General features: G+C 71.1%; 25 protein-coding genes. 12 read left to right on the top strand and 13 right to left on the bottom strand.

Annotated features, from left to right (window positions below):
• The first annotated feature begins 54 nt into the window (after window positions 1–54).
• On the top strand, window positions 55–1,380 hold the full coding sequence (locus tag JX005_RS11975) for an MATE family efflux transporter (protein ID WP_372447338.1): 1,326 nt from the start codon (window positions 55–57) through the stop codon (window positions 1,378–1,380).
• Between the two features lie 4 nt (window positions 1,381–1,384).
• On the opposite strand, the gene JX005_RS11980 is transcribed toward JX005_RS11975, so the two are convergent.
• Window positions 1,385–2,020 carry a TrmH family RNA methyltransferase gene (locus JX005_RS11980; RefSeq protein WP_214467761.1) on the bottom strand — a complete coding sequence of 212 codons (636 nt, stop codon included), beginning with the start codon at window positions 2,018–2,020 and terminating at the stop codon, window positions 1,385–1,387.
• A gap of 143 nt (window positions 2,021–2,163) precedes the next feature.
• Here JX005_RS11980 and JX005_RS11985 point away from each other — a divergent pair, with 143 nt between their 5' ends.
• Window positions 2,164–3,504 carry an Nramp family divalent metal transporter gene (locus JX005_RS11985; protein WP_214467762.1) on the top strand — a complete coding sequence of 447 codons (1,341 nt, stop codon included), beginning with the start codon at window positions 2,164–2,166 and terminating at the stop codon, window positions 3,502–3,504.
• A 22-nt stretch (window positions 3,505–3,526) separates the two neighbouring features.
• Window positions 3,527–4,162 (top strand): metal-dependent transcriptional regulator, encoded by a 636-nt coding sequence (locus tag JX005_RS11990; protein ID WP_214467763.1) that lies wholly within the window; start codon window positions 3,527–3,529, stop codon window positions 4,160–4,162.
• A gap of 28 nt (window positions 4,163–4,190) precedes the next feature.
• On the opposite strand, the gene JX005_RS11995 is transcribed toward JX005_RS11990, so the two are convergent.
• Entirely contained in the window at window positions 4,191–4,883 is a 693-nt protein-coding gene (locus JX005_RS11995) for a VIT1/CCC1 transporter family protein (protein ID WP_214467764.1), read from the bottom strand.
• An 87-nt stretch (window positions 4,884–4,970) separates the two neighbouring features.
• On the bottom strand, window positions 4,971–5,921 hold the full coding sequence (locus JX005_RS12000; protein WP_443674037.1) for an SDR family NAD(P)-dependent oxidoreductase: 951 nt from the start codon (window positions 5,919–5,921) through the stop codon (window positions 4,971–4,973).
• A 39-nt stretch (window positions 5,922–5,960) separates the two neighbouring features.
• Here JX005_RS12000 and JX005_RS12005 point away from each other — a divergent pair, with 39 nt between their 5' ends.
• On the top strand, window positions 5,961–6,770 hold the full coding sequence (locus JX005_RS12005) for an HAD-IIA family hydrolase (protein ID WP_214467766.1): 810 nt from the start codon (window positions 5,961–5,963) through the stop codon (window positions 6,768–6,770).
• A gap of 52 nt (window positions 6,771–6,822) precedes the next feature.
• Window positions 6,823–7,398, top strand: coding sequence for a YdeI/OmpD-associated family protein (locus JX005_RS12010; protein ID WP_214467767.1), 576 nt, complete (start codon window positions 6,823–6,825; stop codon window positions 7,396–7,398).
• Window positions 7,399–7,509: 111 nt separating this feature from the next.
• Here the strand turns inward: JX005_RS12010 and pyrE are convergent, their stop codons facing one another.
• The gene (gene pyrE, locus JX005_RS12015) at window positions 7,510–8,088 is read right to left on the bottom strand and encodes an orotate phosphoribosyltransferase (protein ID WP_214467768.1); all 579 of its coding nucleotides are present in this window, start codon (window positions 8,086–8,088) and stop codon (window positions 7,510–7,512) included.
• A gap of 76 nt (window positions 8,089–8,164) precedes the next feature.
• Entirely contained in the window at window positions 8,165–8,953 is a 789-nt protein-coding gene (locus JX005_RS12020; RefSeq protein WP_214467769.1) for a S1 family peptidase, read from the bottom strand.
• Window positions 8,954–9,083: 130 nt separating this feature from the next.
• On the opposite strand from JX005_RS12020, the gene JX005_RS12025 reads away from it, so the two are divergent.
• From JX005_RS12025 to JX005_RS12035, 3 genes are all read left to right on the top strand, one after another.
• Complete coding sequence (locus JX005_RS12025) at window positions 9,084–9,923, top strand: exodeoxyribonuclease III (RefSeq protein WP_214467770.1); 840 nt, start codon at window positions 9,084–9,086, stop codon at window positions 9,921–9,923.
• Between the two features lie 77 nt (window positions 9,924–10,000).
• Window positions 10,001–10,726: a histidine phosphatase family protein gene (locus tag JX005_RS12030; protein WP_214467771.1), complete on the top strand. Its 726-nt coding sequence runs from the start codon at window positions 10,001–10,003 to the stop codon at window positions 10,724–10,726.
• Complete coding sequence (locus tag JX005_RS12035) at window positions 10,710–11,558, top strand: ADP-dependent NAD(P)H-hydrate dehydratase (protein ID WP_214467772.1); 849 nt, start codon at window positions 10,710–10,712, stop codon at window positions 11,556–11,558. The genes JX005_RS12030 and JX005_RS12035 overlap by 17 nt, the downstream gene beginning before the upstream one ends.
• Window positions 11,559–11,564: 6 nt before the next feature.
• On the opposite strand, the gene JX005_RS12040 is transcribed toward JX005_RS12035, so the two are convergent.
• The 3 genes from JX005_RS12040 to JX005_RS12050 all read right to left on the bottom strand — a co-directional run bounded on the left by JX005_RS12040 (window position 11,565) and on the right by JX005_RS12050 (window position 13,341).
• Window positions 11,565–12,131, bottom strand: coding sequence for a hypothetical protein (locus tag JX005_RS12040; RefSeq protein WP_307858574.1), 567 nt, complete (start codon window positions 12,129–12,131; stop codon window positions 11,565–11,567).
• Window positions 12,132–12,210: 79 nt separating this feature from the next.
• A complete protein-coding gene (locus JX005_RS12045) occupies window positions 12,211–12,903 on the bottom strand; it encodes a winged helix-turn-helix transcriptional regulator (RefSeq protein ID WP_214467773.1) in 693 nt (230 codons plus the stop codon).
• Entirely contained in the window at window positions 12,904–13,341 is a 438-nt protein-coding gene (locus tag JX005_RS12050) for a VOC family protein (protein WP_214467774.1), read from the bottom strand.
• Window positions 13,342–13,495: 154 nt separating this feature from the next.
• Here JX005_RS12050 and JX005_RS12055 point away from each other — a divergent pair, with 154 nt between their 5' ends.
• Both JX005_RS12055 and JX005_RS12060 read left to right on the top strand, forming a co-directional pair.
• Complete coding sequence (locus tag JX005_RS12055) at window positions 13,496–14,755, top strand: sensor histidine kinase (protein ID WP_214467775.1); 1,260 nt, start codon at window positions 13,496–13,498, stop codon at window positions 14,753–14,755.
• Window positions 14,752–15,423, top strand: coding sequence for a response regulator (locus JX005_RS12060; protein ID WP_214467776.1), 672 nt, complete (start codon window positions 14,752–14,754; stop codon window positions 15,421–15,423). The genes JX005_RS12055 and JX005_RS12060 overlap by 4 nt, the downstream gene beginning before the upstream one ends.
• 231 nt (window positions 15,424–15,654) lie before the next feature.
• Here the strand turns inward: JX005_RS12060 and JX005_RS12065 are convergent, their stop codons facing one another.
• Window positions 15,655–16,224, bottom strand: a complete 570-nt coding sequence (locus tag JX005_RS12065; protein WP_214467777.1) for an NADPH-dependent FMN reductase — start codon at window positions 16,222–16,224, stop codon at window positions 15,655–15,657.
• Between the two features lie 225 nt (window positions 16,225–16,449).
• On the opposite strand from JX005_RS12065, the gene JX005_RS12070 reads away from it, so the two are divergent.
• Window positions 16,450–17,334 carry an ABC transporter ATP-binding protein gene (locus JX005_RS12070; RefSeq protein ID WP_214467778.1) on the top strand — a complete coding sequence of 295 codons (885 nt, stop codon included), beginning with the start codon at window positions 16,450–16,452 and terminating at the stop codon, window positions 17,332–17,334.
• The gene (locus JX005_RS12075; RefSeq protein ID WP_214467779.1) at window positions 17,331–18,437 is read left to right on the top strand and encodes an ABC transporter permease; all 1,107 of its coding nucleotides are present in this window, start codon (window positions 17,331–17,333) and stop codon (window positions 18,435–18,437) included. Before JX005_RS12070 ends, JX005_RS12075 begins: the two co-directional genes overlap by 4 nt.
• A gap of 57 nt (window positions 18,438–18,494) precedes the next feature.
• On the opposite strand, the gene JX005_RS12080 is transcribed toward JX005_RS12075, so the two are convergent.
• The 4 genes from JX005_RS12080 to JX005_RS12095 all read right to left on the bottom strand — a co-directional run bounded on the left by JX005_RS12080 (window position 18,495) and on the right by JX005_RS12095 (window position 21,642).
• Complete coding sequence (locus JX005_RS12080; protein ID WP_214467780.1) at window positions 18,495–18,875, bottom strand: VOC family protein; 381 nt, start codon at window positions 18,873–18,875, stop codon at window positions 18,495–18,497.
• 106 nt (window positions 18,876–18,981) lie between these two features.
• Complete coding sequence (locus JX005_RS12085; RefSeq protein WP_214467781.1) at window positions 18,982–20,193, bottom strand: acetyl-CoA C-acetyltransferase; 1,212 nt, start codon at window positions 20,191–20,193, stop codon at window positions 18,982–18,984.
• Between the two features lie 244 nt (window positions 20,194–20,437).
• A complete protein-coding gene (rraA, locus tag JX005_RS12090) occupies window positions 20,438–20,905 on the bottom strand; it encodes a ribonuclease E activity regulator RraA (RefSeq protein ID WP_214467782.1) in 468 nt (155 codons plus the stop codon).
• A 98-nt stretch (window positions 20,906–21,003) separates the two neighbouring features.
• Window positions 21,004–21,642, bottom strand: coding sequence for an ArsR/SmtB family transcription factor (locus JX005_RS12095; protein ID WP_214467783.1), 639 nt, complete (start codon window positions 21,640–21,642; stop codon window positions 21,004–21,006).
• Between the last annotated feature and the right edge of the window lie 57 nt (window positions 21,643–21,699).

The following is a 21,699-nucleotide window of genomic DNA, read 5'->3' on the forward strand; positions in this document are numbered from 1 at the left end:
GTGACCGCATTGTGATGACCGTCCGGCGTCGCAGGCGGCACCTAGGCTCGAAGGGTGAGGAGCCTGCCTGGGACGCTGAATCGCGACATCCTGCGGCTCGCCGTCCCCGCATTGGGCGCCCTCGTCGCCGAACCGCTCTTCCTGATCGTCGACTCGGCGCTCGTCGGCCATCTGGGCGTGACCCCGCTGGCGGGGCTCGGCATCGCATCGGCGCTGCTGCAGACGATCGTCGGGCTCATGGTGTTCCTCGCCTACTCGACGACGCCCGCGGTCGCGCGCCGGTTCGGCGCCGGCGATCCGTCACGCGCCGTCTCGGTGGGCATCGACGGCATGTGGCTCGCGCTCGGCATCGGCGGCGTGCTCGCCCTGGTCGGCTACCTCGCGACGCCGTTCCTCGTGGGGCTCTTCGGCGCCACTCCCCTGGTGGCCGAGCAGGCCGAGATCTACCTCGGCATCTCGATGTGGGGACTCCCCGCCATGCTCATCGTCTTCGCGGCGACCGGCCTGCTGCGCGGGATGCAGGACACCGTGACGCCGCTGTGGATCGCCGGCATCGGGTTCGCCGCCAACGCGCTGCTCAACTGGCTGTTCATCTACGGCGTCGGCTGGGGCATCGCCGGGTCGGCGGTGGGAACGGTCCTCGCGCAGTGGGGCATGGTCGCCGCGTACGTGCTCGTCGTCGGCCGGCTCGCACGCCGGCACGCGGCATCCGTCCGCCCGCATCGCGAGGGGGTGCGCGGCTCGGCCCGCTCCGGCGGCTGGCTGTTCCTGCGCACGGTGTCGCTTCGTGTCGCCCTCCTCGCGACGGTCGCCGTCGCGACGACGCTCGGCACGGGCGAGCTGGCCGGGTGGCAGGTCGCGTTCACCATCTTCTCCACCGCCGCCTTCGCACTGGACGCGCTGGCGATCGCCGCGCAGGCGCTCATCGGCAAGGGCCTCGGAGCCGAAGACCGCCCTCTGGTGCGTCGCGTCCTCGGGCGCACCCTGGCGTGGGGCGCCTGGTTCGGCGTGATCGTCGGGGCCGTCATCGGGGCGCTCTCGGGGGTGATCGGCCTGCTGTTCACCGGCGATCCGCAGATCGCCGCCCTCGTTCAGCCGGCGCTCATCGTGCTCGCGATCGCGCAGCCGGTGTGCGGCGTCGTATTCGTGCTGGACGGCGTGCTCATCGGCGCGGGCGACGCGAAGTACCTCGCGATCGTGGGCGTCCTCAACCTCGTGCCCTACCTGCCCGCACTCGTCATCATCGGGCTGCTGCAGCCTCAGGGCGCCGCCGGCCTCGCGTGGCTCGCGGTCGCCTTCTTCGGCGTCTACATGCTCGCCCGTCTCGCCACCCTCGGCTGGCGCGTGCGCGGCACGACCTGGATGACCATCCCGGCCTGACGGCTCACGCCCAGCGGCGGCACCACTCGTACATGACGACGGCGCCGGCCGCGCTGGCGTTGATCGAGCGCGTCGAGCCGTACTGGGTGATCTCGACGACAGCGGATGCCGCGGCCACCGCCTCGGGCGACAGTCCCGGTCCCTCCTGACCGAACAGCAGCACGCACCGCTCGGGCAGGTCGGCGCGGTCCAGTGGGACGGAGCCCGCCACGTTGTCGATCGCGATGATGGGGAGGGATGCGGCATCCGCCCACTCCTGGAAAGCCGCCACGCTCTCGTGGTGACGCACGTGCTGGTAGCGGTCGGTCACCATCGCCCCGCGCCGGTTCCAGCGACGTCGCCCGACGATGTGCACCTCGGCGGCGAGGAACGCGTTGGCGCTGCGCACGATCGACCCGATGTTCATGTCGTGCTGCCAGTTCTCGATGGCGACGTGGAATCCGTGGCGGCGCTGGTCGAGGTCGGCGACGATCGCGTCCATCGTCCAGTAGCGGTAGGCGTCCACGACGTTGCGGGTATCGCCCTGCGCGAGCAGCTCGGGGTCGTAGCGCGGATCGTCGGGCCAGGCATCCGCTCCTCCCGGCCACGGCCCGACGCCGACCGGCAGCGTCGGCTCGGGGCCGTCGTCGGGCGCGTTCACCGGCTCAGGCTATCGCCCCGCTCCCCCCGCTTCCCGGGTTGAGTGTCCAGGGCACGCCGCACGCGGGGCCGTCCTCGCGGCGCGTCCTGGACACTCAACAGCGCGGGGTTTTCGGGAAGCCGAAAAGAGCGTACGGTTTCGGTATGCCGAAAAGTCCCGTCAGCGTTGATCGGATGCCGCCGCCCGCCCGCTCCCGCGGGAAGAAGGCCCCCACGACCCCGCGCGCCGCCTGGCTGATCGGCCCCGCCCTCGTCGCCGGCGTCGCCTACCTCGACCCCGGCAACGTCGCCAGCAACATGACGGCGGGCGCCGTCTACGGCTACCTGCTGGTCTGGGTGGTGGTGATCGGCAATGTGATGGCGTGGCTCATCCAGTACCTCTCGGCGAAGCTCGGCATCGTCACCGGGCAGAGCCTGCCCGAGACGCTGGGGCACCGCATCCGCAACAGGTGGGGTCGCCGCGCCTACTGGCTGCAGGCCGAGCTCGTCGCGATGGCCACCGACATCGCCGAGGTGATCGGCGGGGCGGTGGCGCTCAATCTCCTCTTCGGGGTGCCGCTGCTGTGGGGCGGGCTGATCACGGGCGCGGTGTCGATCGTGCTGCTGCTCATCCAGTCTCGTCGCGGGGCGCGCACGTTCGAGTTCGTCGTGATCGGGCTCGTCGTCATCATCGCGATCGGCTTCACCTACGGCGTCTTCGTGGCGCCGCCCGACCCGGCAGGCGTCGCGGCTGGGCTCGTCCCGCGCTTCGAGGACACGGGCTCGGTGCTGCTGGCCGCATCCATCCTCGGCGCGACGATCATGCCGCACGCGATCTACGCGCACTCGGCGCTCGCCCGCGACCGATTCGCACCGCCCCGTCCCGCACCCGGGGCCGACGCCTCGCCCGGCCCGCGCATCGAAGCGCCGCTCGACGAGCTCCGTGGCATCGGCACCGCGCGACTCCTGCGCGCGACCAAATGGGACGTGACGATCGCGATGCTCATCGCCGGCACGGTCAACCTCTGCATCCTGCTCCTCGCGGCCGCGAACCTCGCCGGCGTGCCCGGCACCGACACCCTCGAGGGCGCGTACGCCGCGCTCGATGTCGGCCTCGGTCCGGCCGTGGCCACGCTCTTCGCCGTCGGACTGCTCGCGAGCGGGCTGGCATCGACGTCGGTGGGCGCCTACGCCGGGGCTGAGATCATGCACGGTCTGCTGCACGTGCGGGTGCCGCTGCTCGCACGGCGGCTGGTGACGCTCATCCCGGCGCTGGCGATCCTCGCCGTCGGCGTCGACCCCACGCTCGCTCTGGTGCTCAGCCAGGTGGTGCTCTCGTTCGGCATCCCGTTCGCGCTCATCCCGCTCGTCGCGCTGACGGCGAAGACCGAGGTGCTCGGCCGGTTCCGCAACCGCGCGCTCACGACGATCGCCGGGGTTGCGGCATCCGTGTTCCTCATCGCCCTCAACGCGATCCTGCTGTGGCTCGTGCTCACGGGCGCGTGAAGCCCGCCGGTAGCCTGAGCAGGTGGCCTCCCCTGCCGTCGACGACTACCTGAAGACGATCTACCATCACACCGAGTGGCAGACCGAGCGCATCACGCCGTCGCACCTCGCATCCGAGCTCGGGCTCGCCCCCTCGAGCGTCACCGAGATGGTGCAGAAGCTCGCCGCGCAGGGGCTCGTGACCCACCGCCCGTACGGCCCGATCGCGCTCACCGAAGCGGGCGAGCTGCGGGCCGCGGCGATCATCCGGCGTCACCGCCTCATCGAGACGTGGCTCGTGCGCGAGTTCGGCTACGCCTGGGACGAGGTGCACGACGAGGCGGAGGTGCTCGAGCACTCGATCAGCGACCGGCTTCTCGAGGGCATCGACGAGCGGCTCGGACGCCCCCGCTTCGATCCGCACGGAGATGCGATCCCGGATGCCGCGGGCCACGTCGAGCGCGTCCCCTTCATGCTGCTCGCCGCGGCGCCCACCGGCCACACCGGACGCGTGCTGCGCGTGAGCGACCGCGATCCCGAGCTGCTGCGTGCGGTGGAGGCGGCGGGCGTCGCGGTGGGTGCGGACGCGACGGTGACGGATGCCGCGACCCTCCGCATCGGCGACGTCGACGTCGTGCTGCCGGCCGCGGCCTCGGAGGCCGTCTGGCTCAGCGCCTGAGGCGAGGCATCCGCTCGTCGTCGGCGGCTCAGAAGAACACGAGGCCGGCCAGATAGCTCACGGCCATGGTGCCGAGGCCGACGATGAGGCTGCGGCCCAGCATGCGGAAGGCGGACAGGCGGCCCAGACCCGCCGCGACCAGCGACGTGAGGGTGAGCGAGACGACGACGGCGATCAGAATCGCCCACGCCTCGATCGCCACCGGTGCGACGTAGGTCATCACGACGGGAATGGCGGCGCCGATCATGAACGCCACAGTCGCCTCGATCCCTGCCCACCACGGAGCGGCACGCGGCGTGATCTCCTCGAGGCCGTACTCGGAATCGAGGTGGGCGGCGACGGGGTCGCGGGCCATCAGCTGCCGCGCGACCTCGCCGGCGAGCACAGGGTCGAGCCCCCGTTCGCGCCAGTGCTCCGTGAGCTCCGCGAGCTCTCCCTCGGGGTCGCGGGCGAGCTCCTCGGCCTCCTGCTGGGCGAGCTCCAGCTCCGACTCGCGCTCCGCCGCGATCTCCGCCCATTTCACTCCGCCCGCGCTCAACCCGCCCGCGAGCATCGTGGCGGTGGCGGCGAACAGGAGCAGGCGGTCGCCCGCCCCGGCACCGGCGAAGCCGAGCAGCAGACCGGCGGTCGCGATGATGCCGTCGTTCGCATCGATGGCCCACGACGAGTCCCGCACGCGCGCGCGGAAGCGAGCCCACAGCGACGCGGCATCGTCGGCCATGCGACCTCCTCGAGGGAAGTCTGCCAGGCGCGCGTCTGCGGTCGTCAGGCTGCGCCGAGGAACGCGTGAGGCTGCGCCCGCGTGCATTCAGGCCGCGGCGACCTTCTCGAAGGGCCAGCGCACGCCGGTCGACTCTTCGGCCGCGCGCCACAGTCGCGCCGCGACATCGGGATCACGCGTGATGCGCGACGCGCGCTGCCGCCGGGGCTCGCCGCGCGCGATCGTGCGCGGACCCCAGAACTCGCCGCCTTCGACCTCGGGATCGATCAGAGCGCGCACGAGCGACCAGGCGCCGTGCTCCTTGGACTGGGTGATGGCCGCCTGGAGGTTGTCGGCGAAGCGCGTTCCCTTGGTGGGCGCGTTGACGCCCGCGATGCCCGGCGTGCGACCGCTCGTCGAGTAGCCGGGATGCGCGACGACGCTCTCGACCGGCACTCCTGCGGCCCGCAGGCGCCGGTCGGCTTCGAAGCCGAGCGCGCTGGTCGCGATCTTCGACTGCACGTACGCGCGCCACGCCGTGTAGCCCTCGGCGAGCTGCGGATCTACGGGGTCGTAGGGCGTGAGCGACGTCGACATGCTGCCCACCCACACCATGCGTCCCGACCTCTCGGCGAGTGGCCGGAGCAGCTCCCCGGCGAGCGCGAAGTGACCCAGTGCTGCGGTCGCGAAGACGACCTCGTGCCCGTCGACCGTCGTCTCGCGCTCCTTCGGCGGATGCACGATGCCCGCGTTGAGCAGGACGCCGTCGAGGCCCCCCTTGCCGCGTACGCTCGCGGCGGCCGAGCGGACCGACCCGAGGTTGCTCGTGTCGAGCACGAGCGTCTCGGTGGCGTCGGGAGAGGCATCCGGAACCCTCCGCCGCACCGCAGCGCGCGCGGCGGCGAGACGATTCGGGTGCCGGCCGGTCATGTACACGCGGGCGCCGGCCCGGATGAGCTGCTCGGACGCGAAGTAGCCGAGCCCGGCGTTGGAGCCGGTCACGAGATACGCACGACCGGTCAGGTCGGGCAGGTGGCGGGGATCCCACGTCGTGCGCACGACTTCGACCATAACCCCCGCGACGCCTAGGCTGGGCGCATGCGGACCCGTGCCGAGATCGAATGCTGGCTGACCGACATGGACGGGGTCCTGGTCCACGAGAACACCCCGATTCCGGGAGCGTCACAGCTGCTCCAGCAGTGGCGCGACACCGGCACCCCGTTCCTCGTGCTGACGAACAACTCGATCTTCACGCCGCGCGACCTGAGCGCGCGTCTGCGGGCGTCCGGCCTCCTCGTGCCGGAGGAGTCGATCTGGACCTCGGCGCTCGCGACGGCCGACTTCCTGCGCAGTCAGATGCCCGGCGGCACCGCCTTCGTCATCGGCGAGGCAGGGCTCACCACCGCCCTCCACGAGGCCGGGTTCATCATGACCGAGACCGACCCCGACTACGTGGTCGTCGGCGAGACGCGCAACTACTCCTTCGAGGCGATCACCAAGGCGATCCGCTTCATCGGCGCCGGCGCCCGGTTCATCGCGACCAACCCCGACGCGACCGGTCCCTCGACCGACGGCCTGCTGCCGGCGACCGGCGCCATCTCGGCTCTCATCACGAAGGCGACCGGCATGGAGCCGTATGTCGTGGGAAAGCCCAACCCGATGATGTTCCGCTCCGCGATGAACCGCCTGGGCGCACACTCCGAGAACACCGGCATGATCGGCGACCGGATGGACACCGACGTCGTCGCGGGCATCGAGGCGGGCCTGCACACCGTGCTCGTGCTGACGGGCATCAGCGATCCCGCTGAGATCCAGCGGTACCCCTTCCGGCCCGACGAGGTGCTCGACTCGGTCGCCGACCTGCTCGCCGAGCACCCGATCGAGACCGAAGAGGCCGACATCCTCTGAGCGAGCCCTGACGCGGACACGCGACGTCCGGGTCTCCCGGTAGGGTCGCCGCATGGGTGCGCTCGACGACGGCGAGAAGGTGGAAGCAGCGGATGCCGCGACCTGGCGTGACTGGCTCGAGAAGAACCACCGCACGTCGAAGGGCGCGTGGCTCGTCCGCGCACGGCGCGACTCGGGTCTGACCTACGTCGAGTACGAGGACGCCATCCGGCAGGCGCTGTGCTTCGGCTGGATCGACGGCCCCGTGCGCACCTTCGACGAAGCCACCGGCGGCCTGTGGTTCGCGCCGCGCCGGCCATCGAGCGGCTGGGCCGCGACGAACAAGGCTCGGCTGATCGAGCTCGAAGCGGCCGGGCTCATGACCGAGGCCGGCATCCGCGCCGTCGAGGTCGCCAAGAAGAACGGCGCCTGGACGGTGTTCGACAACGCCGAGGCGATGATCGAGCCCGACGATCTCGCCGCCGCCCTGGATGCCGATGCCGGCGCACGGGAGAAGTGGGACGCCTTCCCCCCGTCGGCTCGCAAGATGGGGATCGGCGCGGTCGATTCCGCGCGGCGGCCCGAGACCCGGGCCGCGCGCATCGAGAAGCTCGTGGCGGATGCCGCCGAGGGCAGGAGGCCACGATGACCGAGTTCGAGCAGAACCTTCTCTTCGCCGGCACGGCCATCGTGCTCGGCGGCACGCTCATCGTCTTCGTGTGGCAGTGGCTGCGGGGCCGCGGCCGCGACGACGACTGACCTACTGCGGCTCGAGCCCGAGGTCGTCGAGGTCGATCGCGGCCAGCCACTCGAGGCCCTCGGCCTCGACGGCCGCCTGCGCCCCGGTCTTGCGGTCGACGATCACGGCCACGGCGACGGGCTCGGCGCCCTCGCGGCGCAGCGCCTCGACGGCCTTCAGCGCCGACTGACCGGTGGTCGAGGTGTCTTCGAGCACCACGACGCGCTTGCCCGCTACGTCCGCTCCCTCCACCTGGCGGCCGCGACCGTGGTCCTTCGGCTCCTTGCGCACGACGAAGGCGTCGAGCGGCGTGTGGGTGCGGGCCGACTCGTGCATGACGGCGTTCGCGATCGGGTCGGCGCCGAGGGTGAGGCCGCCCACCGCGACGATGCCGTCGATGCCGCGGATGAGATCGAGCATGATGCGCCCGATCGAGGGGGCGGCGCGGTGGTCGAGGGTGAGCTTGCGCATGTCGACGTAGTAGGTCGCCTTCTTGCCACTCGAGAGCGTGAAGTCGCCGTGGAAGACCGCCTCGTCCTGGATCAGCGCGATCAGGTACTGGCGATCGGCTTCGAGCTCGGGCGTGGAGGCGACGGTCATGGGGATGATTCTACGGATGCCCCGGCACGCAGAAGCGGGTGCGACCTGACGATCGCACCCGCTCCCGTGACGCGGATCAGTCGAGGAAGGTGTTCACCCAGTCGAGGTCGTCGGCGCGGTCGACGCGGTACACGCCGCCGGTGCCGGCACAGGTGCTGTTCTTGCCGAACGAGGTCACACCCGCGATGACGTTCGTCGAGCCCAGGAAGTTCGGCCCGCCGGAGTCGCCCGAACACGTGCCGCCGGTGTGGGCGTTGTTCGAGAGGATCATCGAGCCGTCACCGGTGTAGCCCGTGTTGATCGAGATGAGCTTCGGCGTCGAGACCATGCGCAGGCGGTCGGCCTGGTCCTTCCATGCGGCGGCGTCGGGGAAGCTCTTCTGCAGCCCGTAGCCGACGGCCGTGAAGGTCGCGTTCTTCTTGTTGGTCTTGAGGGCGTCGAGCTGGTTGAGCGTGGGCAGAGCGCCGTACTCGTCCAGGACGACCGGCTCGTCGAGCACGACCACACCGAGGTCGTACAGGTAGAACGCGGCGTCGTCGTACTGCGGGTGCGCGTACGGCGTGCCGCTGACCTCGCCGGTCGTCGGATAGCCGTGGGCCGCGGCATCCCTCACATCGTCGTCGAACCACAGCTCGACGTGGTCGGCACCGAAGGTGCAGTGCCCGGCCGTGAGGTACACCGTGGGCGAGATCAGCGTGCCGCTGCAGCGCCACTGGGGCTCGCCGTCGATGAAGGCGACCATGAGGCCGACCTCGGGGTGTCCGTCTCCGTCCGGCACGCCATCGGTGATGGCCTGTGCCGGTGCGGCGCTGAGTCCGATGAGTGCCAATGCCGCAACGACTGCGGCGAGCGCTTTGTGGCGCATGCATACCCCTCTCCCTGGGTTTGTGCGTTGAGCATGCCACCGTGGCACGACATTGACAAGGGTCGGCGATGCGACCGTCGGTCGCTCCGTGCGCCCACCGGCGTCCGCCACCCGTCCTAGGCTGGAGGTCATGCGCTTGGCCACCTGGAACGTCAACTCGATCCGCGCCCGAGTCGATCGGATCGTCGACTTCGCGGTGCGGGAGCATCTCGACGTGCTCGCCATGCAGGAGATCAAGTGCAAGGTCGAGCAGTTCCCGTTCGCGGCCTTCGAAGACGCCGGATTCCATGTCGCGGCGCACGGCTTCTCGCAGTGGAACGGCGTCGCGATCGCCAGTCGCGAGCCCCTCGAGAACGTGCGCACCGCGTTTCCGGGAATGCCCGGCTTCGAGAAGGGACACAACGGCCCGGATGCCCCGCAGGAGGCTCGGGCGATGGGCGCGACGGTCGGCGGGGTCGAGGTCTGGAGCCTCTACATTCCCAACGGGCGCTCGCTCGGCGACCCCCACTACTTCTACAAGCTCGACTGGCTCGCGGCGCTCGAGCAGTACACGCGCGAGTCGCTGACCGCGAACCCCGATCTCGCGCTCGCCCTCGTCGGCGACTTCAACATCGCCCCGACCGACGCCGACAACGGGGTGCCCCAGATCGTGCAGGGCTTCTCGACGCACGTCTCGCCGCCCGAGCGGGAGGCGTTCGCCGCCCTCCAAGCCGCCGGTGTCACCGACGTGGTCCGCCCGCTGGTGCCGACGGGCTTCACCTACTGGGACTACAAGCAGCTGCGCTTCCCGCGCAACGAGGGGATGCGGATCGACTTCATCCTCGGATCCCACGCCGTCGCCGACGCCGTCACCGGCGCCGCCATCCACCGCAACGAGCGCAAGGGCGAGGCGCCGAGCGATCACGTTCCCGTGGTCGTCGACCTCGATCTCGAGGGTCCCGACGACGACGACCGCCCGATGATCTTCTGACGCGAGCGGGCACACCCGGCTCGAACCCCCGCTGTCAAGCACTGGGTCCAGGACCCTCCCGTCCCTAGCCTGGGCTCATGGTGGTGAACGAGCTCTGGCTGGTCCGACACGGGGAGAGCATCGGCAACGTCGCGGCGACGCAGGCGGAGCTGGAGGGTCTCGACAGGATCCCCCTCGACATCCGCGACGCCGACGTCCCGCTGTCCGACACGGGCCGCGAGCAGGCCGCTGCGCTCGGCGACTGGCTCGACACCCATCACGCGGCCATCGACACCTACTGGGTCTCGCCGTACGTCCGCGCACAGGAGACCCTGCGCATCGCCCTGGGCGAGCGTGCCACCGCGTCGCCGCCGACGCTGGACGAACGATTGCGCGACCGCGAGCTCGGCATCCTCGATCTGCTGACCCGCACCGGCGTCCAGCGGCTGCACCCGCAGGAGCGGGCGCGGCGGCTGCACCTCGGCAAGTTCTATCACCGGCCGCCCGGCGGCGAGTCGTGGGCCGACGTCGCCCTCCGGCTGCGCTCGTTCCTGCGCGACCGCCTGGACGGCCCGGGGGACGCGGCGATGCTGGTCGCGCACGACGCCGTCGTGATGCTCCTCCTCTACGTGCTCCTCCCCCTCCGCGAGGATCAGGTGCTCGACTTCGCCGCCGAGAACACGGTGCTCAACGCCTCGGTCACGCACCTCGTACGCCGCGATCCCGGCTGGGAGCTGATGGCCTTCGCCGACGTCGCGCACCTGCAGCGCGAGGGAGCCGCCGTCACTGTGCACCCGGGAAGCCCCGATGTCGAACCGGCCTGAACCCGTCGATCCCGAGCTGCTCCGGACGTGGAGTCTGCCGGATCCGGGCGACTCGAAGAAGGCGCGCGGCGACGTGGTCGTGGTCGGCGGATCGCGCGGCGCCCCGGGGGCGGCGCTGCTGGCGGGCGAGGCGGCGCTCCGCGTCGGGGCCGGTCGCGTATCCCTCGCCGTTCCCGGATCGATCGACGCCCATGTCGGGGTGGCGCTGCCCGAAGCCGGGGTGTACGCGCTGCCCGAGAGTGCGGAAGACCCGTTCGAGGGAGGACTGCGCGACCGGGTCGGCAGCGCGGACGCCGTGCTCGTGGGTCCCGGCTTCGACGACCCGGACGAGGCCCGCGCGACCCTCCTGGCCGTCGCGTCCGCCGGTGCGATGCGACTCGTGCTCGATGCGTACGCGCTCGGCGTGCTGCCCGACATCGAACGGGCGCTGCTCCCGCCGGAAGTGGTCCTGAGCCCGAACAAGGACGAGCTCGGCATCCTGCTCGGGCGCGACGCAGGAGACGAGACCGCGGACGTGGCCGAGGTCGCCCGGCGGTTCGACGCCGTCGTCGCCTGCTACGGCACGGTGGCGCACCCGGACGGCCGCACGTGGCACGTCGACGAGGGCGGAGCCGGACTCGGCACGTCGGGCAGCGGCGATGTGCTCGCCGGCGCCATCGGCGGGTTCCTCGCCCGAGGGGCTCCGGTCGAGCGCGCCGCCGTCTGGGGCTCCTGGACCCACGCCCGCGCGGGCGCGCGCCTCGAGATCCGCGTCGGCCTGGGGTTCCTCGCACGGGATCTCGCCGCCGAACTCACCCCGACGCTCCGCGACGCGCTCGAGTCCGGCGGCTGACCCTGATCAGCTGTCGGGAGTCGGCGGATGCGTGCAGCCCGCAGGCGGGTAGTTGCCGCTGAGCTGGAAGTCCCAGCACGTCAGGAAGTGCTCCTGATTGAGGCCGAGGACGAACGAGATGACCGCGATCCCCAGCACGACGCCGGCGATGAGCCACTTGGTGCCCCGGCTCGTCTCGTGGGCGAAGTCGGGGAATGCGACGCGCACCAGCACCCAGAGCGTGAAGGGGATGCCGATCAGGACGGCCAGGATCGCGACGACATCGACGATCGCCACCAGCAGATCTGTCTCGTTGTCGGAGACGACGAAGGTGAGCAGCAGCCATACCGACGGCAGGAGGAGGAGGAAGGCGCGCACGAGCTTGCCCCCGACCGGCTTGCGCTCGACCAGCACGAACACGAACGCCGCCGTCGATGCGGCCCACACCGCGAGGATGTCGTCGAAGAAGATCTCGCCGTAGACGCCGAGAGTGAATGCCGGCCACCAGGCGATCACGGCCATGCCGACCATCACGACCCCGATGGGCACGTCGCGCCGACGGCGTGCGGTCACGGCTCCGCGGGTCTCGCTCACATGCGAACGCTAGCGGGGGCGCGGCCGTGCCCTCGGTGGCACACGCCGAGTCGGCGAGGCGGCCGCGGCCACGCCCGGGTCAGGCGGCCAGCGCGGAATCGATGTGGAAGGTCGCGGCGAAGCGCTCCAGCAGCGTCGCGTCGCCCGAGACCACGGCCAGCACCTCGCGGTCGATGGCCTCGGCAGGCGTGAGCTCGCCGGAGATCAGCCGGCGGATGCCCGGGCCTGCCGCGAAGACGAGTTCGGCCTCACCGGCGGGAGCCCTCCCTCCGACGGGCGGAGCCGGCGGCGCCAGCTGGGCGATGCGCAGCTGCGCGCCGTCGACCTGCACGCGCAGCGCGACATCGACCACGTGCACCTCGTAATCAGCCGCGGGAAGGGTGGCCGCGGCATCCGCTCGGAATGCCGTGCGGAGCGCCATGGTGAGCGAGTCCGCCGTCACCACGTCCTCCGGAGCCGGGTCGCCCATCTGCGCGAAGCCCCACCGCCCGAGTGCGAGCACGACGGGCTCGAGCTGTCGTCCGTACGGGGTCAGCTCGTAGACCAGGCCGCAGTTCATGAGGGGCACGCGGCGCACCACACCGCCCTCCTGCAGCTCCTTGAGCCGCGTCGAGAGGATGTTGGTGGGGATCTTCGGCAGCCCCTGCTTGAGGTCGGTGTAGCGGCGCGGGCCGACGAGCAGATCGCGGACGATGAGCAGCGCCCACCGCTCGCCGATCAGCTCGACAGCCGTCGTGACCCCGCAGTACTGCCCGTAGCTGCGGGAGGCCACTTACGCCGGCGCCTGCTGGCTCGCGTAGGCGTCGGGACCCTGCTCGGCCGCCTGGGGCTCCATGAAGACGAACTCGATGCCGTTGCCGTCGGGGTCGTCGAGGTCACGGCTGTACATGAAGCCGTAGTCCTTCGGCTCGGTGGGCTCGGTGCCGCCGTTGGCCAGTCCCGCCTCGACGATCTGGTCGACGGCCTCGCGCGACTCGCGGCTGAGCGCGATCAGCACCTGCGCGTGGGTGGTCGGGTCGGCGAGCTTCTTGTCGGTGAACGTCGAGAAGTACTCCTTGGTGAGCACCATGAAGTAGACGTTGTCGTCCCACACGATGCACGCGGCGTTCTCGTCGGTGAACAGCGGATTGATGCCGGCGCCCAGCGACGTGTAGAAGGACTTGGCCCTCTCGAGGTCGCTCGTCGCGATGTTCACGAAGATGTGCGTCATTGCCCTGCTCCTTGCCGGTCGTTGCCTGCCGGAGGTCTTCCCCGGCGATGCGTTGATACTTGCAAAAAGCAAGCTCGCTTGTCAATAGCAAGTTCGCCGCTGGCTCCGTCTTGCGGGGGATGCCGCGCCCCGGCCTCCGCCGTACCGTGGGGGGATGTCCGACATCTCCCCCGCCCGGCGCCGTCCGCCGTCGCCCCGCGAGCTGCGCAACGATGGCTGGCTCGCGGCCGCGCTGCTGCTGGGAGCCGTGCTGAGCGCCGCGCTCGGCTCGGTCGCCGGCATCTACGGCGACGAGACGGCGCAGGGCATGCAGTGGTCGCTCCTGTACGCCGTCGGACTCACCGCTCCCCTGGCGCTGCGCCGCCGCTACCCCGAGATCGTCGCCGCCGTCATCGCCGTCGTGTTCTTCGTCGGCGTGACGGTGCGCATCCCGGAGCTCTACGTCGGCAACATCGCCGTGTTCATCGCGATGTACACCGTGGGCGCCTGGGTCGACGACCGGCGCCGAGCGATGCTCGTGCGCGTCGCGATCATCGTCGGGATGTTCCTGTGGCTGCTGGTCACGACGTTCCAGTCGGCGACCGCGCCGACCGACGAGGGCCTCTCGCGCGAGGGCCTCTTCTCGCCGTTCGTGGCGTTCATGCTGATCCAGTTCCTCGTGAACGCGGCCTTCTTCGGCGGGTCGTACTACATGGGCGACCGGGCGTACGCCTCTGCGCTCGAGCGCGCGGCCCTCGAGGAGCGCACCCGCGAGCTCGAGAGCGAGCGCGAGGTGACGGCCGCCCAGGCCGTCGCCCTCGACCGCGTGCGCATCGCCCGCGAACTCCACGACGTCGTCGCCCACCACGTCTCGGCGATGGGCGTGCAGGCAGGAGCCGCCCGGGCCGTGATGGACCGCGACCCCGACGCCGCCCGCACGGCACTGGCCGGGGTCGAGGCATCCGCTCGATCCGCTCTCGACGACCTGCGCCACCTGCTCGAGACCCTGCGCACGCCCGATGGGGAGCCGCCGAACGCGTCGACGGTGCGGCTCAGCGGACTGGCCGAGCTGGTCGCCCACGCGAACGAGAACGGCCTGCCCACGACCCTGTCGGTCATCGGCGACGAGGTGCCGGTGCCCGACCTCGTGCAGGTGAACATCTATCGCGTCGCGCAGGAGGCGCTCACGAATGCGCGCCGCCATGGCGGACCGGATGCCTCGGCCGACGTGCGGCTGCGCTACGCCGGCGACGCGGTCGAGCTCGAGATCGTGAACTCCGGGCGAGTGGCGACGGCCCTGCGGCCCGGCCTCGGCATCGTCGGGATGCGCGAGCGCGCGGGCGCGTCCGGGGGAACGCTCGAGGCGGCGCCCCGCGCGCGCGGCGGGTTCCTCGTGCGGCTGCGAGTGCCCCTGTCCGAGCGGGTCAGCGCGTGACGGGCTCGCAGGTGCGGGTGCTCCTCGTCGACGACCACGCCGTGATGCGCGCCGGATTCCGCATGATCCTCGAGGCGGCGGGCGACATCGCCGTCGTCGGCGAGGCGTCGACCGGGGTGGAGGCGGTGACGGCGGCATCCGCTCTGGTCCCCGACGTCGTGTGCATGGACGTGCAAATGCCCGACATGGACGGGCTCGAGGCCACCCGGCGCATCGTCGCCGATCCGGCCGTGTCGTCGGCGGTCGTCGTCGTGACCACGTTCGACCGCGACGACTACCTCTTCGCGGCACTGTCGGCGGGGGCGAGCGGCTTCCTGCTGAAGAACGCCGGCCCCGAGGAGCTCGTGTCGGCGGTGCGCGTGGCGGCAGCCGGAGACGCGCTGCTCGCACCCGAGGTCACGCGCCGCGTGATCGCGCGGTTCGCCGATGGCGAGGCATCCGCTCCCCCGCCCGCCGCGCGCGTGCCCGACGGCATGCCGGAGCTCACGGAGCGCGAGCGCGAGGTGCTGCGGCTGATCGCGCAGGCCCTCAGCAACGCCGAGATCGCCGAGCGGCTCTACATCGGCGAGGCGACCGTCAAGACGCACGTCTCGAACGTGCTGCAGAAGCTCGGCGCCCGCGACCGGGTCGCCGCGGTGGTGTTCGCCCACCGCCACGGCCTCGCCTGACCCTCGCCCCGGGTCGTTGAGCGAGCGCAGCGAGACGAAACGCCCCGAACCGACGCAGATCGTCGGCGCGAGGCGTTTCGTCTCGGTCGCTCCGCTCCCTCGCTCAACGAGCCGGGGGGCGTCGCTTCGCTCCCTCGCTCAACGAGCCGGGGGCGTCGCTCCGCTCCTCGCTCAACGAGCCGGGGGGCGTCGCTCCGCTCCCTCGCTCAACGAGCCCGGGGGGCGTCGGGTTCAGGCCGCGACGGGGACCTGGGTGTAGCGGTCGACGAGTGCGCCGAAGGCCTCGAGGTAGCCGACGAGGAACTCCGCCGTCTGGTCGTTGGTGACCTCGCCGGTGTCCGCGAACAGGCCGGGGGTCGCCTGGACGTATCCCTCGGGCTGGCCGAGCGTCGGCGCGTTGAAGTGGCTGAGGATCGCCTTGAGGTGCTGCTGCGCCGCAGCGGTGGCGATGCCGCCGCCCGACGTGCCGATCACAGCGGTGGGCTTGCCGTTGAACGAGCCCTGGCCCCACGGGCGCGCGGCCCAGTCGAGCGCGTTCTTCAGCACGCCGGGGATCGAGCGGCTGTACTCGGGGGTCACGATGATGACGCCGTCGACGTCGTCGATCGCCTGCTTGAAGTCGCGGGCGACCTGCGGGTAGTCGGCGTCGAAGTCGGGCGAATAGAACGGGAGGTCCTTGATCGGGATCTCGACGAGCGTCGTGCCCTCGGGCGCGAGCCGCTCGAGCGCCTTGGCGAGGCGGCGGTTGATCGACGTCGACGAGATGCTGCCGACGATGTAGCCGATGGTCCGGTCGGACATGGCGATGTTCCTCCATAAACAGAAAGGGGTCCCCGGCGGGGACCACCGTGGACGTTCCACCCGGTCCAAGAGGCCGCAACGCCGATCTATTCCCGCGCATGAAGATTTCCTCGTGTGTCATCCGCGAGGCGGAGCAGCAGAACCCGCCTCACGGGGGATGCCTCGCCGCGCCCGGCTCCCTAGCGTGGGAGACACACGGGGGAAACGCGACACAGGAGGAGCGGAATGCTGCAGCTGACCGGGATCACCAAGAGCTACGGAGGGCGGCGCGTGCTCGACGACGTGGCGTTCGACGTCAAACCGGGCAGGCTCACCGGCTTCGTCGGGGGCAACGGCGCTGGAAAGACCACCACGATGCGCATCATCCTGGGCGTGCTCGCCAAGGACGGCGGCGACGTCACGCTCAACGGCACCCCGGTGACGGCATCCGATCGCCGTCGTTTCGGCTACATGCCGGAGGAGCGCGGGCTGTACCCGAAGATGAAGGTGCTCGAGCACATCGTCTATCTCGCGCGCCTGCACGGATTCACGAAAGCGGATGCTGCGGCCCGCGCCACCGCCCTGCTCGAGCAGCTCGGACTCGGCGAGCGCCTGAACGACAACGTCGAGACACTCTCGCTCGGCAACCAGCAGCGCGCGCAGATCGCCGCGGCCCTGGTGCACGACCCGCAGGTGCTGATCCTCGACGAGCCGTTCTCGGGCCTCGACCCGCTGGCGGTCGACGTCGTCGCCGGCGTGCTGCAGGAGCGCGCGGCGGCGGGCGCGGCGGTGCTCTTCTCGTCGCACCAGCTCGACGTGGTCGAGCGGCTGTGCGACGACCTCGTGATCATCGCCGGCGGCACGATCCGTGCGGCCGGCGCGCGCGACGCGCTGCGCGCGCAGCACTCCACCCGGCGCTTCGAGCTGGTGTCGTCCGGCGATGCCGGCTGGCTGCGCACCGAGCCCGGAGTGGAGGTCCTCGACTTCGACGGCGGCTACGCCGTGTTCGACGCCGACTCCGACGAAACGGCCCAGCGCGTGCTGCGCCGGGCAGTCGACCAGGGCGATGTCGCGAGCTTCGCGCCGCAGCATCCCACCCTCGCCCAGATCTTCAAGGAGGTCATCCAGTGAGCACCCCAACCCGCACCCCCGCCGCCGGACTCGGCACGGCGCAGGCCGTCTGGCTCGTCGCCGAGCGCGAGATCGGCTCGAAGCTGCGCAGCAAGGCGTTCGTCATCTCGACGGCGATCCTGCTCATCGGCGCGCTGGCGCTCGTCCTGTGGGGCGGCTTCGCGGCCGCGAACTCCTCGGGAACCCCCGTCGCGGTGACAGCGGATGCCTCGTCCGCCGTCTCCGACGTGCAGGGCCTCGACATCACCGAGGTCGACGACCGCGCCGCGGCCGAGGCGCTCGTCGAGAACGGCGACGTCGACGCGGCGGTCGTGGCCGACCCGGAGTCGCCCGTCGGGATCGCCGTCATCGCGGATTCGAGCGCCCCCTCGCAGCTGCTGCTGCAGCTGTCGCAGGCGCCGACGGTCGTGCTGCTCGACCCGAACGACGGCAATCAGGCGCTCGGCTACCTCGCCGCGATCGGCTTCGGAGTCGTGTTCCTGTTCGCCGCGTCGATGTTCGGCGGCACGATCGCGCAGAGCGTCGTCGAGGAGAAGCAGACCCGCGTGGTCGAGCTGCTCATCTCGGCGATCCCGGTGCGCGCCCTTCTCGCCGGCAAGGTGATCGGCAACACCATCCTCGCGATGGGGCAGATCCTGCTCCTGGCGGCGATCGCCATCGTCGGGTTGACCGTGACCGATCAGACGGCGCTGCTGCAGGGGCTCGGCGGACCGATCGCGTGGTTCGCGGTGTTCTTCCTGTTCGGCTTCATCCTGCTCGCCGCACTGTTCGCGGCGGCGGCATCGATGGTGTCGCGCATGGAGGACGTCGGCTCGACCACCACGCCCCTCACCATGCTGATCATGGCGCCGTACTTCCTGGTGATCTTCTTCTTCGACAACCCGCTCGTGCTGGGGATCATGTCGTACGTGCCGTTCTCGGCCCCGGTGGGCATGCCGATGCGGCTGTTCCTCGGCGAGGCGCAGTGGTGGGAGCCGCTGCTCTCGCTCGCGATCCTCATCGTGACGTGCATCGCGGCGATCCTGATCGGCTCGCGCATCTACGAGAACTCGCTGCTGCGCATGGGCGGCCGCGTGAAGCTCTCGGAGGCGCTCGCCGGCTGAGCCTGATTCCGGATGCCTCGTCCCTGCGCGACTGCGGAGGGACGAGGCATCCGCTGTCTAACTCGCCTTCAGCACCGCGATGACGTTGCCCGAAGGGTCGCGGAACCACGCGATCTCGGGCCCCATGTCGCGGGCGATGCCCTTCTCGTCGGTCGGGAACTCGGAGTCGTCGTAGATCTTCGTGACGACGTCGCGCGCGTTGAGGTCGTCGACGGCGGCTTCGACGTCGTCGACATCGAAGTTCAGGACCGTGAAGACCGCCGGCTCGTGGTCAGCCTTCGGATAGACCATCACGCGGGCGCCGGAGCCGACACGCAGCTCGAGGATGCCCATGTCGAGCAGCTGCACCGGCATGCCGAGGGTGTCGCCGTAGAAGGCCTTCGCCGCGTCGAGGTCGGTGACGGCGAAGCTGCTGAAGGCGCGATCGGGTGTGAACATGGGTGTCTCCCTGGGTCGTGGCTTCCGCCAGCCTCCGCCTCCGGCGGCGCGGTGTCCAGAGGGGCGCTGCGCGGCGCCGGTGGGATCGTGCCGGTCGCGGCGCCGGTCAGAGGCGCTCGACCACGGTCGCGACGCCCATGCCGCCGCCGATGCAGAGCGTCGCCAGGCCGTAGCGACCGCCGGTGCGCTCGAGCTCGTCGATCAGCGTGCCGAGGATCATCGCGCCGGTCGCCCCGAGCGGGTGCCCCATGGCGATCGCGCCGCCGTTGACGTTGGTGCGGTCGTGCGGGAAGTCGTCGAGGTCGCGCATCAGACGGAGCGCGACCGACGCGAACGCCTCGTTGATCTCGATGAGGTCGATGTCGTGGATCGTCAGCCCGGCCCGCTCGAGCGCGAGCTTCGAGGCAGGCCCGGGGCCGGTCAGCATGATGGTGTGCTCGGTGCTCACCACGGCTGCCGAACGGATGCGCGCCCGCGGCGTGAGGCCGTGCCGCTCGCCGGCCCGCTCGCTGCCGACCAGGACGAGCGCCGCGCCGTCGACGATCCCCGATGAGTTGCCGGCGTGGTGGACGTGGTCGATCGCGCCCGCCTGCGGGTATTTGGCAAGCGCGAGGCCGTCGAACCCTTCTGCCCCCATCGCGGCGAACGCGGGCGGCAGGGCCGCCAAGGTCTCGACCGTGGTGCCGGGCCGGATCGTCTCGTCGCGTGCGAGGAGCGCCGTGCCGTCTTCGCCGAGGACCGGAACCACCGAGCGGTCGAACCGGCCGTCCTCCCAGGCGCGCGCGGCGCGCTCGTGGGAGGTCGCCGCGAATCGGTCGACGTCCTCGCGCGTGTAGCCCTCGAGGGTCGCGATGAGGTCGGCGCTGATGCCCTGCGGCACCGAGTCGGGCGAGATCGCCGCTGCGCGCCCCGACGAGAACGGGCTGCCGTCGGAGCCCATCGGCACGCGGCTCATCGACTCGACGCCGCCCGCGAGGAAGAGGTCCTCCCAGCCGGAGCGCACGCGAGCGGCCGCCTGGTTCACGGCCTCGAGTCCGGATCCGCAGAATCGGTTCAGCTGCACACCGGGAACGGAGTCGGGGAGGCCGGCGGCGAGCGCGGCGACCTTGGCGATGTCGGAGCCCTGGTCGCCGATCGGTGTGACGCAGCCGAGGATCATGTCGTCGACGCCGGCGGGGTCGAGGCCGGGGTGGCGATCGCGGAGCGCGGCGACGAGTCCGACGACGAGTTCATGCGGCGCGACGCCGTGAAGGGCACCCGTCGCCTTGCCCCGGCCTCGCGGGGTGCGTACCGCGTCGTACACATAGGCCTCGGTCATCGCGTCTCCTTCGCTCGCTGCTTCCATCGTGCCACCGCCCCGCGCACCCGGGCGTTCCCCCGCCCTACCCCGCCCCCGGTCGTTGAGCGAGCAAAGCGAGACGAAACGCATCCCCCACCGAGCCCGCCGCACCCCCGGGTCGTTGAGCGAGCGAAGCGAGACGAAACGCGTCCCCCACCCGGCCCGCCCCGCCCCCGGGTCGTTGAGCGAGCGAAGCGAGACGAAACGCGTCCCCCACCCGGCCTCAGCGCTCGACGAGCACGCCGTCGGCGTCGGCCCACACGTGCCGGCCAGGAGCGAAGACGACGCCGGCGATCACGACGGGCACGTCGACCTCGCCGGCGCCCTCCTTCGCGCTCTTGCGCGGATTCGAGCCGAGGGCCTTGACGCCCAGGGGCAGCGCGGCGATCGCCTCACGGTCGCGGATCGCGCCGTGCACGATGATCCCCGCCCAGCCGTTCTCGACGGCCGACGCCGCGATGAGGTCGCCGACCAGCGCCGACTCGAGCGACCCCCGCCCGTCGACCACCAGCACCGCCCCTTCGCCCGGAGTGGCGAGCAGCGCCTTCACGAGGGCGTTGTCGCGGTGACACCGGACCGTGCGGATCGGACCGTCGAACGCCACCCGCCCGCCGAAGTCGTGGAGCTGCAGGGCGAGAGAGTCGAGCGCGTCACCGCGCTCGTCGTACAGGTCGGCCGTTGCGATGGTCATGCGGCCACGTTAGGCGCGGCGCCGGCGCTCGGCGCGGCGGACGGCGAGGAAGAATCGCCGGATTTCCTCGGCGGTGAAGCGGGCGGCGTTTCGTCTGTTCACCGACCCGGGGGTAGGGGGCCTCGATGAACGACGCGTTTCGTCTCGCTTCGCTCGCTCAACGACCTGGAGGGCGGGGCGCACTCAACGACCGGGGGAGACGGCGGGGCGGCGGGAGGGTTCAGGTCGGGGTGGAGGGCCGTGAACAGCGAGTACGCCTCGCCGTCGGGATCGGGCTCGCGATCCTTGAACTCCTCGAGGAGTTGGAGGAGGCGGTCCTGCAGCTCGGCCTTGTGCTCCGCGTTGAGCTTGAGTCCCAGCCACGTGGTGTCGAGATCCTCCGAGTCGACGCGCTCGATCTGCTGCAGGAAGACCTCCACGAGCACGCGGCTCCGGTGCGGCATCGGCGTGCGCCACGACAGGCCCGTCGCCCGATACGGCACCTCGCGCGATCCCTGCGCGCCGGTGCGCTCGGGCTGGGCGGAGAGGAACCCGGTCTGCACGAGCGTGCGCACGTGGTGGAGCATCGTGCCGGGGTTCATGTCGAGGAGTTCGGCCAGCTCCTTGTTCGTCCGCGCCTCGAAGGCGCACAGGCGCAGCACCCGCAGCCGCAGGGGCGAGCTCAATGCCCGCAGGCGCGCCTCGGCCTCCGGGTCGGTCTGCGGGACGACCTCGTCCTCGGCACGCTGATCGGTCACTTCACCAGGCTAGAACACTGATTGACAAACCTCAATCAGTGTCGGACACTGATTGGC

Origin of the sequence: Microbacterium flavescens, assembly GCF_018588945.1 — a bacterium.
GTDB lineage: Bacteria > Actinomycetota > Actinomycetes > Actinomycetales > Microbacteriaceae > Microbacterium > Microbacterium flavescens.

What these genes read in the sequence shown, in the direction of transcription:
- JX005_RS11985 (WP_214467762.1), top strand. Translation starts at nt 2,164, where the DNA reads ATGCCGAAAAGTCCCGTCAGCGTTGATCGGATGCCGCCGCCCGCCCGC.
- JX005_RS11995 (WP_214467764.1), bottom strand. Translation starts at nt 4,883, where the DNA reads ATGGCCGACGATGCCGCGTCGCTGTGGGCTCGCTTCCGCGCGCGCGTG.
- JX005_RS12005 (WP_214467766.1), top strand. Translation starts at nt 5,961, where the DNA reads ATGCGGACCCGTGCCGAGATCGAATGCTGGCTGACCGACATGGACGGG.
- JX005_RS12010 (WP_214467767.1), top strand. Translation starts at nt 6,823, where the DNA reads ATGGGTGCGCTCGACGACGGCGAGAAGGTGGAAGCAGCGGATGCCGCG.
- pyrE (WP_214467768.1), bottom strand. Translation starts at nt 8,088, where the DNA reads ATGACCGTCGCCTCCACGCCCGAGCTCGAAGCCGATCGCCAGTACCTG.
- JX005_RS12020 (WP_214467769.1), bottom strand. Translation starts at nt 8,953, where the DNA reads ATGCGCCACAAAGCGCTCGCCGCAGTCGTTGCGGCATTGGCACTCATC.
- JX005_RS12025 (WP_214467770.1), top strand. Translation starts at nt 9,084, where the DNA reads ATGCGCTTGGCCACCTGGAACGTCAACTCGATCCGCGCCCGAGTCGAT.
- JX005_RS12030 (WP_214467771.1), top strand. Translation starts at nt 10,001, where the DNA reads ATGGTGGTGAACGAGCTCTGGCTGGTCCGACACGGGGAGAGCATCGGC.
- JX005_RS12035 (WP_214467772.1), top strand. Translation starts at nt 10,710, where the DNA reads ATGTCGAACCGGCCTGAACCCGTCGATCCCGAGCTGCTCCGGACGTGG.
- JX005_RS12050 (WP_214467774.1), bottom strand. Translation starts at nt 13,341, where the DNA reads ATGACGCACATCTTCGTGAACATCGCGACGAGCGACCTCGAGAGGGCC.
- JX005_RS12055 (WP_214467775.1), top strand. Translation starts at nt 13,496, where the DNA reads ATGTCCGACATCTCCCCCGCCCGGCGCCGTCCGCCGTCGCCCCGCGAG.
- JX005_RS12065 (WP_214467777.1), bottom strand. Translation starts at nt 16,224, where the DNA reads ATGTCCGACCGGACCATCGGCTACATCGTCGGCAGCATCTCGTCGACG.
- JX005_RS12070 (WP_214467778.1), top strand. Translation starts at nt 16,450, where the DNA reads ATGCTGCAGCTGACCGGGATCACCAAGAGCTACGGAGGGCGGCGCGTG.
- JX005_RS12080 (WP_214467780.1), bottom strand. Translation starts at nt 18,875, where the DNA reads ATGTTCACACCCGATCGCGCCTTCAGCAGCTTCGCCGTCACCGACCTC.
- JX005_RS12085 (WP_214467781.1), bottom strand. Translation starts at nt 20,193, where the DNA reads ATGACCGAGGCCTATGTGTACGACGCGGTACGCACCCCGCGAGGCCGG.
- rraA (WP_214467782.1), bottom strand. Translation starts at nt 20,905, where the DNA reads ATGACCATCGCAACGGCCGACCTGTACGACGAGCGCGGTGACGCGCTC.